The sequence below is a fragment of the Synechococcus sp. CCY 0621 genome (assembly GCF_019038465.1).
Classification (GTDB): Bacteria; Cyanobacteriota; Cyanobacteriia; order PCC-6307; family Cyanobiaceae; genus Cyanobium.
The window spans coordinates 1-9,961 of sequence record NZ_JAFKRH010000050.1 but is presented as its reverse complement, the minus strand read 5'-3'; the positions used below and the strand labels follow the sequence as shown (position 1 = coordinate 9,961).

The 9,961-nt window shown below is 67.9% G+C and carries 13 protein-coding genes and 1 tRNA gene; 13 read left to right on the top strand and 1 reads right to left on the bottom strand.

The genetic code is table 11. The features are described from left to right. The first annotated feature begins 137 nt into the window (after positions 1 to 137). The 11 genes from KUG43_RS15985 to KUG43_RS15935 all read left to right on the top strand — a co-directional run bounded on the left by KUG43_RS15985 (position 138) and on the right by KUG43_RS15935 (position 7,603). Positions 138 to 233, top strand: a complete 96-nt coding sequence (locus KUG43_RS15985) for a photosystem II reaction center protein T (protein WP_010314684.1) — start codon at positions 138 to 140, stop codon at positions 231 to 233. A gap of 133 nt (positions 234 to 366) precedes the next feature. Then, positions 367 to 852 carry a transcriptional regulator NrdR gene (nrdR, locus tag KUG43_RS15980; RefSeq protein WP_216910731.1) on the top strand — a complete coding sequence of 162 codons (486 nt, stop codon included), beginning with the start codon at positions 367 to 369 and terminating at the stop codon, positions 850 to 852. A 126-nt stretch (positions 853 to 978) separates the two neighbouring features. Further along, the gene (locus KUG43_RS15975) at positions 979 to 2,055 is read left to right on the top strand and encodes a 30S ribosomal protein S1 (RefSeq protein WP_216910729.1); all 1,077 of its coding nucleotides are present in this window, start codon (positions 979 to 981) and stop codon (positions 2,053 to 2,055) included. A 25-nt stretch (positions 2,056 to 2,080) separates the two neighbouring features. Continuing rightward, positions 2,081 to 2,944, top strand: coding sequence for an HAD family hydrolase (locus tag KUG43_RS15970; RefSeq protein ID WP_216910727.1), 864 nt, complete (start codon positions 2,081 to 2,083; stop codon positions 2,942 to 2,944). Positions 2,945 to 2,956: 12 nt separating this feature from the next. After that, positions 2,957 to 4,216, top strand: a complete 1,260-nt coding sequence (metK, locus tag KUG43_RS15965) for a methionine adenosyltransferase (protein WP_216910725.1) — start codon at positions 2,957 to 2,959, stop codon at positions 4,214 to 4,216. Next, positions 4,191 to 5,519 (top strand): FGGY-family carbohydrate kinase, encoded by a 1,329-nt coding sequence (locus tag KUG43_RS15960; RefSeq protein WP_216910723.1) that lies wholly within the window; start codon positions 4,191 to 4,193, stop codon positions 5,517 to 5,519. The genes metK and KUG43_RS15960 overlap by 26 nt, the downstream gene beginning before the upstream one ends. 146 nt (positions 5,520 to 5,665) lie before the next feature. Beyond that, on the top strand, positions 5,666 to 5,938 hold the full coding sequence (locus tag KUG43_RS15955; protein ID WP_216910721.1) for a DUF2470 domain-containing protein: 273 nt from the start codon (positions 5,666 to 5,668) through the stop codon (positions 5,936 to 5,938). 243 nt (positions 5,939 to 6,181) lie between these two features. Then, positions 6,182 to 6,631 (top strand): ComF family protein, encoded by a 450-nt coding sequence (locus KUG43_RS15950; RefSeq protein ID WP_216910719.1) that lies wholly within the window; start codon positions 6,182 to 6,184, stop codon positions 6,629 to 6,631. A 30-nt stretch (positions 6,632 to 6,661) separates the two neighbouring features. Then, positions 6,662 to 6,734: transfer RNA gene (locus KUG43_RS15945), tRNA-Phe, on the top strand. Positions 6,735 to 6,765: 31 nt separating this feature from the next. After that, entirely contained in the window at positions 6,766 to 6,999 is a 234-nt protein-coding gene (locus KUG43_RS15940; RefSeq protein ID WP_216910717.1) for a hypothetical protein, read from the top strand. A gap of 10 nt (positions 7,000 to 7,009) precedes the next feature. After that, complete coding sequence (locus KUG43_RS15935; RefSeq protein ID WP_216910715.1) at positions 7,010 to 7,603, top strand: chromophore lyase CpcT/CpeT; 594 nt, start codon at positions 7,010 to 7,012, stop codon at positions 7,601 to 7,603. 30 nt (positions 7,604 to 7,633) lie between these two features. Here KUG43_RS15935 and KUG43_RS15930 read toward each other — a convergent pair whose 3' ends face one another. Then, positions 7,634 to 8,062, bottom strand: coding sequence for a hypothetical protein (locus tag KUG43_RS15930; protein WP_216910713.1), 429 nt, complete (start codon positions 8,060 to 8,062; stop codon positions 7,634 to 7,636). Between the two features lie 288 nt (positions 8,063 to 8,350). On the opposite strand from KUG43_RS15930, the gene KUG43_RS15925 reads away from it, so the two are divergent. Both KUG43_RS15925 and KUG43_RS15920 read left to right on the top strand, forming a co-directional pair. Continuing rightward, the gene (locus KUG43_RS15925; protein WP_216910711.1) at positions 8,351 to 9,196 is read left to right on the top strand and encodes a phycobilisome rod-core linker polypeptide; all 846 of its coding nucleotides are present in this window, start codon (positions 8,351 to 8,353) and stop codon (positions 9,194 to 9,196) included. A gap of 43 nt (positions 9,197 to 9,239) precedes the next feature. After that, a complete protein-coding gene (locus KUG43_RS15920; RefSeq protein ID WP_216910709.1) occupies positions 9,240 to 9,500 on the top strand; it encodes a rod-capping linker protein CpcD domain-containing protein in 261 nt (86 codons plus the stop codon). Positions 9,501 to 9,961: the final 461 nt, after the last annotated feature.

The window sequence follows — 9,961 nt, the reverse complement described above, 5'->3', positions numbered from 1 at the left end:
ACCCCGATCTCGGCGAGCAGGTGGAATTCGGTCTGTTCGCCAAGCTGGGCGACCGTTCCACCCGACGCCTGCCCGAGGGCTTCGTGCCCCCGGCCGGCTCCCCCCTCAGCTGACCGCCAGCCCCCCCGAGGATTCCCATGGAGAGCTTCGCCTACATCCTGATCCTGGCCCTGGCCATTTCCACGCTCTTTTTCGCGATCGCCTTCCGCGATCCCCCGAAAATCGGCAAGTGACCACACTTCCAGATTGATTCAACCCCTGGGAAACCAGGGGTTTTTTCTTGCCTGGGCCCCCACCTTGAAGGCAAGCCCTTCTCTTTGTGCGCGTAGCTGTTTACACTCCAAATACTTGGAAGCGTGCCCAGGGATGCAATGTCCCTCCTGCCAACACACCGATAGCCGTGTTCTGGAATCAAGGGCCGCGGATTCCGGACGCAGTGTGCGGCGACGCAGGGAGTGCCTCAACTGTGATTTTCGCTTCACCACCTACGAACGGGTCGAGACTGTCCCGATCACCGTGGTCAAGCGCAACGGCAGCAGGGAGACCTTCAATCGCAGCAAACTGCTGCATGGTCTGCTGAGGGCCTGCGAGAAAACAGGCCTCGAACCCTCCCGGCTGGAGGCCGTCGTCGACGACATCGAACTGGTGCTGCAGCAGCGGGCCGGCCGCGAGGTGAGCAGCAACGAGATCGGGGAACTGGTGCTGCAGCGCCTGCGGGAGATGAGCGAAGTCGCCTACGTGCGCTTCGCCTCCGTCTACCGCCAGTTCCAGAGCGTCAGCGATTTCGTGGCCACCCTGGAAGGCCTGGGCAACCGGGGCAAGACCAAGAACCGCCTGGTGGTGGTCGGCTGAGGCCGGTTCCAGGCCGTCAAGCGGTTCGTCTGCCGGCCCATTGATAGAGTGACCGATCGGGTGTGCGCTGCAGGCGGGCAGTCACCCCGTTCCTTCGCACTGCCACCGGCAGACCGTCCCAGCTCCATGACCCTCACTCCTTCTTCCGAAGCCGACACCCTCGAGGCCCTCACGCCGATCAGCAACGAGGAGGCCGCCGACATCGAGACCACAGCAGAACTCGATCTGGCAATCCCGGAAGAGGTGCCCAGCGCCGACGACTCCAGCAGCAGGGTCAGCGCTCGGGACGGCGACGGTGTGGGCTTCACGCTGGACGAGTTCGCGGCTCTGCTCAGCAAGTACGACTACAACTTCAAGCCGGGTGACGTCGTCAACGGCACCGTCTTCGCCCTTGAATCGAAGGGCGCCATGATCGACATCGGCGCCAAGACCGCCGCCTTCATGCCTCTGCAGGAGGTGTCGATCAACCGCGTCGAGCATCTCTCCGACGTGCTCGAGCCCGGGGAGGTGCGCGAATTCTTCATCCTCAGCGAGGAGAACGAAGACGGCCAGCTCACCCTGTCGGTGCGCCGCATCGAGTACCAGCGCGCCTGGGAGCGGGTGCGCCAGCTGCAGAAGGAAGACGCCACCATCTACAGCGAAGTGTTCGCCACCAACCGCGGTGGCGCGCTGGTGCGGGTGGAGGGCCTGCGGGGCTTCATCCCCGGCAGCCACATCAGCACCCGCAAGGCCAAGGAGGAGCTCGTGGCCGACTTCCTCCCCCTCAAGTTCCTGGAGGTGGACGAAGAGCGCAACCGCCTGGTGCTGAGCCATCGCCGCGCCCTGGTGGAGCGCAAGATGAATCGCCTCGAAGTGGGCGAAGTGGTGCTGGGAACGGTCAGGGGCATCAAGCCCTACGGCGCCTTCATCGACATCGGTGGTGTCAGCGGTCTGCTGCACATCTCCGAGATCAGCCACGAGCACATCGAGACGCCCCACACGGTGCTCAATGTCAACGATCAGATGAAGGTGATGATCATCGATCTCGACGCCGAGAGGGGCCGGATCTCGCTGTCCACCAAGGCCCTCGAGCCGGAACCCGGCGACATGCTGAGCGATCCCCAGAAGGTGTTCGACAAGGCCGAGGAAATGGCCGCCCGCTACAAGCAGATGCTGCTGGAGCAAGCTGAGGACAACGAGCCCATGGGCGTCTCGCTCGAATGAAGCCCCTGGCTCCGGCCCTCTGACGATGGTGCTTCTGTCCTTGCGGGGCACGCCCCTTCCCTGCGGTGATCGTTCTCTGGAGGCGGTGCTGTTCGACAAGGACGGCACCATGAGCCACAGCGAGCCCATGCTCGTGGCCCTGGCCCAGGCCAGGGTCTTTCACTGTCTGGCCCTGGCCGATCTGGCCGCCGGCAACCCGGAGCGTCACCGCGACCTGGGCGACCTGCTGCACCGCGCCTACGGCCTTGCCCCTGATGGCGTCCATCCCGCCGGCACCATGGCGGTGGCCAGCCGCGACCAGAACCTGGTGGCCACCGCCACCGCTCTTGTGCAGGTGGGACTGGGCTGGCCCGAAGCTCTGGCCATGGCCGAAGCCGTGTTCGCCCGTACCGACGCCCTGCACGGCCAGGGGAGTGAGCAGCGGCCGGCCCCCACCGCCGGTCTGCGCCCGCTGCTGGAGTCCCTGCGGCGGGCGGGGGTGCGCTGCGCCGTGATCAGCAATGACCATGTCGACGGCATCGAAGCGTTTCTGGCGGCCCATGATCTCGCCTCCTCCGTGCAGGCCATCTGGAGCGCTGAACATCAGCCCCGCAAGCCTGACCCCGCCGCCGTCCAAGGCCTGTGCGCCGAACTGGGCGTGGCGGTGGAGAGCTGTGCCCTGATCGGTGACGCCAACAGCGACCTGCGCATGGCCCGGGCCGCCGGGGTGCCGGTGGTGCTGGGCTACCGGGCCGGATGGCGGCGGCCGGTGGAGCTGGATGCGTCCTTCCTGCAGCTGGATCACTGGCGGGAACTCACCGTGGTGCCCCAAAGCGTCTCGACGCTGGCGGCTCCGTCCATCCCTGCCGGAGCCAGCCAACCTTTGGGAATAAGCTCACCCATCGACTGATCGCATTCCCCCATGAGCCGTTTCGTCTTCACCTCGGAATCGGTGACGGAAGGCCACCCCGACAAGATCTGTGACCAGGTCAGCGATGCCGTTCTCGACGCCCTGCTGGCCCAGGACCCCGCCAGCCGGGTGGCCTGCGAGACGGTGGTCAACACCGGCCTCTGCCTGATCACAGGGGAAGTCACCACCAGCGCGCGGGTGGACTTCAACACCCTGGTGCGGGGTGTGATCGAACAGATCGGCTACAGCGGCGCCCGCGCCGGTGGCTTCGATGCCAGGAGCTGCGCCGTGCTGATCGCCCTGGATCAACAGTCGCCGGACATCGCCCAGGGCGTGGATGAGGCGGACGACCACGACGGCGACCCCCTCGACAAGGTGGGCGCCGGCGACCAGGGCATCATGTTCGGCTACGCCTGCGACGAAACCCCGGAGCTGATGCCCCTGCCGATCAGCCTGGCCCACAGGCTGGCCCTTCGGCTGGCCCAGGTGCGCCACGACGGCAGCCTCGGCTACCTGCTCCCCGACGGCAAGACCCAGGTGAGCGTGGAGTACGAGAACAATCGCCCCGTGGCGATCGACACGATCCTCATCTCCACCCAGCACACCGCTGAAGTGGAGGGCCTCAGCGATGAGAAGGCTGTGCAGCAGCGCATCAAGGACGACCTGTGGACGCACGTGGTGCTCCCCGCCACCGCCGATCTGCCCCTGAAGCCCACCAGGGAAGGCACCCGCTTCTACGTCAACCCCACCGGCAAGTTCGTGGTGGGCGGCCCCCAGGGAGACGCCGGCCTGACGGGCCGCAAGATCATCGTGGACACCTACGGCGGCTATGCCCGCCACGGCGGCGGTGCCTTCTCCGGCAAGGACCCCACCAAGGTCGACCGCTCCGCCGCCTACGCGGCCCGCTATGTGGCCAAGGCGCTTGTGGCGGCAGGTCTGGCCCACAAGGCCGAGGTGCAGCTCAGCTATGCCATCGGCGTGGCCCGGCCCGTGAGCATCCTGGTGGAAAGCTTCGGCACCGGTGCCCTCGACAACGCCGACCTCACCGCCCTGGTGCAGGAGCATTTCGACCTGCGGCCCGGCGCGATCATTGAGGCCTTCGGCCTGCGGGAACTGCCCCAGCAGCGGGGCGGACGCTTCTACCAGGACGTGGCGGCCTACGGACACTTCGGCCGCAAGGACCTCGACCTTCCCTGGGAGGACGTGACCGCTATCGCCGCCACCCTGAAGCAGGCCACGGCGAGCCGTGTCAGCGCTGTTTCTGGGGGTTGACCTCGGCAGCAGCGGCCTGCGCCTGGCCGTTCTGGCGGAAGCGGGTGCCGCCGGCGGCCAGCCCGATGATCCGCTGCTGAGCCGGCAATCCCCCTACCCCGGTCGCCTGGAAGAACCTGGCGCCTGGCGGCAGGGGCTGATCGAGCTGCTGGCCACCGTTCCCGAAGCGATCCGCCGCCGGGCGCGTGCCATCGCCATCGATGGCACCTCCGGCACCCTGCTGGCCTGCGGGGCCGATGGCCGCCTGCTGCCGCCGCCCCTGGAACAGGCCCTGCCGTACCACCTGGCCTGCACGGAACAGTCCGGGGCCATCGCGGCGGTTCTGGGCCAGGCCTCCGGCGGCGCCCCCAGCCATCCGGCCGCCAGCGCCAGCGGCACCCTGGCCAGGGCCCTGCGCCTGCTGGCCATGGCCAGGGAAGCGGGGCTGGGGCCGGGCCTGTTGTTGCGCCACCAGGCCGACTGGCTGATGGGCTGGTTGCTGGACGACTGGCGCTGGGGCGAGGAGGGCAACAACGTGCGCCTGGGCTGGGACCTGGAGCACGGAACCTGGCTCGCTGGTGTGGCGTCAGGCCTGGGCGTGGAGACGCTGCCGCAGATCCGCTCCAGCGGCAGCCTGCTGGGCCCACTCGCCCCTGCGGCGGCGGCGTGCCTGGGCCTGCCCGGGGACTGCCAGGTGGTGGCGGGCAGCACCGATGCCAATGCCGCCGTGCTGGCCGCCGACCCCCAGGCCGGTGATGGCATCGCCGTGCTGGGCACCACCCTGGTGCTGAAGCAGTTCGTGGCGGCGCCCCTGGCCGGCGTCGGCCTCAGCAACCACCGGGTGGCCGGCCGCTGGCTGGCGGGGGGGGCCTCCAACGCCGGCGCCGGAGTGCTGCGCCGCTTCTTCGACGACGAACGGATTGCGGAGCTGAGCCGCCAGATCAATCCGGACCGCCCGACGGGGCTCAAGCTGCTCCCCCTGAGCCGCAAAGGTGAACGTTTTCCCGTGGATGACCCGGAGCTGGAGCCGATCCTGGAGCCGAGGCCCGTCAGCGATGCCCGCTACCTGCAGGCCCTGCTCGAGGGCCTCACCGCCATTGAGGCGACGGGCTGGCAACGGCTGCGGCAGCTGGGGGCGCCGGCCCTGCAGCGGGTGATCAGCGTCGGTGGCGGCGCCCGCAACAGCCAGTGGCGGGCCCTGCGCTCCCGGGCCCTGGGGATCCCAGTGCTGAACCGACCGAAACGCACGGCGGCCCTGGGCATGGCCCTGCTGGCCAGGGCCAGCTTCAGGATGGAGATCGAATCACCACCCCTACGGCCATGAACGAACGCCTCAGCTCGATCCTCTCCATCGCGCTGTTCATCGTGCTGGCGGGCTTTGTGGGCTTCAGCGGTGTGCGTCTGGGCCTGCTGCTCTGGCAGCGCTTCGCCGGCGCCTGAGCCCAGAATCCCCCCAACCGCTTCCACCCCATGGCCGCCGACCCCCTCACCGCCGCGGTGAGCGACCGCATCTGCAAGCACATGAATGACGACCACGCCGCCGCCGTTCTGGCCTACGCGCGCCATTACGGCGGCTGCAGCGAGGCCATGGAGGCCCGCATGCTGGCCGTCGAGCCCCACGCCATGCGCCTGGAGGTCGACGGCACCCCCGTGGAGGTGCCCTTCGACCACGCTCTCAGCGACAGCGAAGACGCCCACCGCACCCTGGTGGCCATGCTGCGGTCGCTCCCCGGGAAGGCTTGAAGTAGCAGCGCCAGACCCCTGACCCTCCTCGCCCGCCTGGTTCGGCTGCCGCTCGACTGGATTGCCGCCACCCCCTGCCCCCTGTGTCGCGGCCTGCAGCCGCCCCAGCACGGCGCCGCAGCCCCCTGCCCCACCTGCCGCCGCCAGCTCCCCCTGCCGGACGGTGGCCAGCGGGGCAACGAGCCCCTGCTGTGGTGGGCGGCCGGGTCCTACGACGGAGAGCTGCGACGGTTACTTCTCGGGTTGCGGCAGCGGCCTGAGGAGGCCCGGATCGCCGCCCTGGTGCGGGTGCTGGCGGAGGGGCTGCCCCAGTGGCGGCGTCGGCCGCTGCTGGTGCCGGTGCCGAGCTGGAAACGGCATGGCAACCCCCTGCCCGCCCTGGTGTGCCGCCAGCTGGTGCACCAGCTGGGCTACCGCCACGACGACCTGCTGGAACGGTCGCGGCCGGTGCTCGGCCAGCATCATCTGAAGCGGGCCATGCGGCTGGCCAACCAGGAGGGCGCCTTCCACTGCCGCCGCGGACCCCGCCCCGGCGAAGCCACGGGGCGGCCGGTGCTGATCGTCGACGACATCCTCACCAGCGGAGCCACCGGGTGCAACGCCGCCCTGGCCCTGGAAACGCTCGGCTGGCCGGTGGTAGGGATGCTCTGCCTGGCCCGCACCCCTGGGGGCCGATCCCGCAGCAGGCCGTGATCTAAGATCCGAGCGTCGCTTCGGCGACGGGCCGGGATAGCTCAGTTGGTAGAGCAGGCGACTGAAAATCGCCGTGTCCCCAGTTCAAATCTGGGTCCTGGCATTGCGTGCGGACTGCGCTGCAGCCCATCACCATGCCCCAGCCGCCTTCGACCTCCAGCCAGATCTTCAACAACGCCGACAGCTTTGCCCAGGCGTTCGACGAAGCCTGGCAGGCCCACAGCCGCGAGGATCCGTCCCACGGACTGTCGGCCGCTGAGAAGCTTGAAGCCATCCTCGGCTGCGTAGCCGACCACCCCTTCGCCCAGGGCGATCCAACCACGGCCCGCCAGGTGGGCGCCTTCCGGATCCGCCTGCTCGACCTCTAGGTTGCGCCCCATGAGCAGCTCCCTTGCCCGCCTCATCCAGCAGCTGAGCGCTGGCTTCAGCAACCAGGCCCAGGCCTTCGACAACCCACCCCTTTACGCCCACATCCTGGTCAAGTTCCGGCCGCTGCCCCAGCTGACTCCGGGTTCGCTGCTCCTTGAGCAGACTTACGCCATCACCCCCGGCACTCCCTACCGGATCCGGGTGCTCCGGGCCGAACAGCGCGACGGCGAGCTGATCATCCACAACCAGGCCCTGCGCGACGAGCAGCGTTTCTGGGGTGCCATCGAAGACGAAGGGCGACGCCAGAGCATCGGCGCTGCCGACCTGCTGCCCCTGGAAGGCTGCACCTATGTGGTGCGGGAGGTGGGCGAAGGCTTCAGTGGCGAGGTGGAACCCGGTTGCCGTTGCCTCGTGGAGCGCAAGGGCAGCCTCGCCTATCTGGTCAGCAGCTTCGAGATCGACCCCCGGGGCATGCGCACCATCGATCGGGGCCACGATCCGGCCACCCATGAGCAGCTGTGGGGATCGCTGGCCGGGCCGTTCGAATTCGAGCGCACCCACGACTACAGCGGCGACATCCCCCCGGCCTGGCTGGAGAACTGACGGCGAAGGCCAGGGAGGCGTCCCGGGGCTTCAGCCGGCGATCAGTTCGTCCATGAAGGGCTGCTCACCCTCGTCGAGGAAGGGGTCAGTGTCCTCGGGGCCCAGATCGAAGCTTGCCTCCTCGCTCAGGGAGCCCGGCAGCTCCTGCTGCAGCGCCGGCGGCTGCACCGCCTGCAGATGGCGGGACCCCCCGCTGCGATCCAGACCCCGAAGCGCCGCTTCGATTCTGGCCAGTCGCTCTTCGGTGTCACCCAGCCGCTGATCCATGGCCACACCATGGGCCGCCTCCAGGCCGGCGGCCTGCTGCAACCGTTCGCCGATCCGCTCGTCCTGGCCCTCCAGCCGTTCCTCAAGCTCCAGCAGGCGGTAGGTGAGCGCTTCGGCAACCTGGGAGAGGACCTGCAGCTGGTCGGCCAACCGCAGGGAGGCGTCCTCGGACAGGGGCACAACAGCAGTCATGACGGCACCGGGATGATGGCCGGATGGTATCGGGGTGGGGCCAGCCCGCCAGGGGGCACAACCCCAGGGGTTGACGGGGTCGGGCGAAGGAGCACCGGTCGGGGGGTTTGTAACGATTCTGAAAACCCTGTCGTGGCGAGCGGACAGGCCCATAGGATCCGCCTTGCAGCCCATGATCGGGACGTTTGCTGCAGCCGTCCTCGAAGGCGTCTGCCGATCGCGCAGTGGCCACGTGCACCTGCCCTCCGACCTCCTAACCAACGTTTCTCCCTCCGGCCCCCCACGCTCATGACACTTGCCAACGCTGCCTATCTGGGCATCGAGCGTTTCTCCAGCGACCGCAACAAGGAAAACTGGACGAACGCCACTGAAAACGACAAGGCTGCCCTGATCCGCGCCGTCTACAAGCAGGTGCTCGGTAACCAGTACGTGATGTCCAGCGAGCGGCTCACGGGTCCGGAGTCCCTGTTCAAGCGCGGCTACCTCAGCGTGCGGGAGTTCGTCCGGCAGGTGGCCAAGAGTGGCCTCTACAAGGCCAAGTTCTTCGAGAACTGCAATCCCTACCGCTTCATCGAGCTGAACTTCAAGCATCTCCTGGGCCGGGCCCCCCAGAACAAGGCTGAGATGCTGCACCACTTCACGATCCTGCAGGAGCAGGGCTACGACGCCGAGATCGATTCCTACATCGACAGCGCCGAGTACCAGACCCGCTTCGGCGAAGAGGTGGTGCCCTACCTGCACGGCTGGGACTATTCCTCCGGCCAGCAGGGCTTGCAGTTCTCCTACATGCTCCAGCTCACCCGGGGCGTGGGCGCCTCGGTGCGGGGCGACCTGCTCAAGAACCAGTCCCGCCTCAATCCCTCCGTGCATGCGGAAGCCCCCATGCCGGTGGTGAGCCCCAACGCCCGTGGCAGCGTGTTCCGCAAGGTCAGCACCGATGGCCTCACACGCCAGGGCGTGGGGGCCGGCGAAGAGGGCCGCACCTTCCGGGTGGAGATCTCCGGCTTCAACAACTACCGCCTGCACAAGCGCAGCAACCGGGTGCGCTTCATCCCCTTCAACAAGCTGCTGCAGACCCAGCAGCAGATTCTGCGGGAAGGCGGCCGCATCGCCAGCATCACCCCGGTCAACTGAACCGGTTTCCCGTCCAGCCTTGTCCCCTTACCCCACCGAATCCATGAAGGTTTCCGCAGGTACCCGAGGCACCGGCCTCAGCAGCTCCCGCCAGGTGGCCCTCACCGTCACCGGTGTGAGCAACAACGACTATTCCCGCACCGCGGACATGGTCATGAACGTGCCCTTCACCCGCATGAACGAGACCATGCGCCTGGTCCACTCCCTGGGTGGTCGGATCGTCAGCGTCTCCGTGACCGGCGGTGGCAGCCCGGAGCAGCCGGCCCCCCGCAAGGGGAAAGGCAAGGCGAGGGAGGACGGCTGAGCCCAGGCTCCGCTGCGGTCCAAGCCGCGATCCGTCCCCTGAGGGTCCCCGAGAAGGGGGCCCTTTTTACTGGGAGGCGAGGCACCGGCCAAAGCTGCCTTACACCGATCCACCAGGGCATCCGTTCAGCCTGAACCCGGGGATGGGGGCAGCTGGGCAGAATGGTTGCAGCAGCAGGGATCCTGGGGCTAGTGACCATTTATGAAGGTCCCCCCATCCCATGGACGCGGGGCACAACAATAGGTAGGTCTTTCGGAGCGATGCCCGGCCGAGGCCAGGCGATCATCGAAAGCAACGACGCAGTCGACGTCGGCCAGGCCACCACCGGGCTGACGCACCAGACTCACCCCCTTACCCACCCAATCCCGACGTTCGACGTCGAGAACAGGAGCTAACTCAATGTTCGACGCCTTCACCAAGGTCGTTGCTCAGGCTGATGCCCGCGGCGAATTCCTCAACGC

Bases quoted from the DNA above. Each gene is read 5' to 3' on its own strand.
- KUG43_RS15985 (WP_010314684.1), top strand. From the start codon at position 138: ATGGAGAGCTTCGCCTACATCCTGATCCTGGCCCTGGCCATTTCCACG.
- nrdR (WP_216910731.1), top strand. From the start codon at position 367: ATGCAATGTCCCTCCTGCCAACACACCGATAGCCGTGTTCTGGAATCA.
- KUG43_RS15975 (WP_216910729.1), top strand. From the start codon at position 979: ATGACCCTCACTCCTTCTTCCGAAGCCGACACCCTCGAGGCCCTCACG.
- KUG43_RS15970 (WP_216910727.1), top strand. From the start codon at position 2,081: ATGGTGCTTCTGTCCTTGCGGGGCACGCCCCTTCCCTGCGGTGATCGT.
- metK (WP_216910725.1), top strand. From the start codon at position 2,957: ATGAGCCGTTTCGTCTTCACCTCGGAATCGGTGACGGAAGGCCACCCC.
- KUG43_RS15955 (WP_216910721.1), top strand. From the start codon at position 5,666: ATGGCCGCCGACCCCCTCACCGCCGCGGTGAGCGACCGCATCTGCAAG.
- KUG43_RS15940 (WP_216910717.1), top strand. From the start codon at position 6,766: ATGCCCCAGCCGCCTTCGACCTCCAGCCAGATCTTCAACAACGCCGAC.
- KUG43_RS15935 (WP_216910715.1), top strand. From the start codon at position 7,010: ATGAGCAGCTCCCTTGCCCGCCTCATCCAGCAGCTGAGCGCTGGCTTC.
- KUG43_RS15930 (WP_216910713.1), bottom strand. From the start codon at position 8,062: ATGACTGCTGTTGTGCCCCTGTCCGAGGACGCCTCCCTGCGGTTGGCC.
- KUG43_RS15925 (WP_216910711.1), top strand. From the start codon at position 8,351: ATGACACTTGCCAACGCTGCCTATCTGGGCATCGAGCGTTTCTCCAGC.
- KUG43_RS15920 (WP_216910709.1), top strand. From the start codon at position 9,240: ATGAAGGTTTCCGCAGGTACCCGAGGCACCGGCCTCAGCAGCTCCCGC.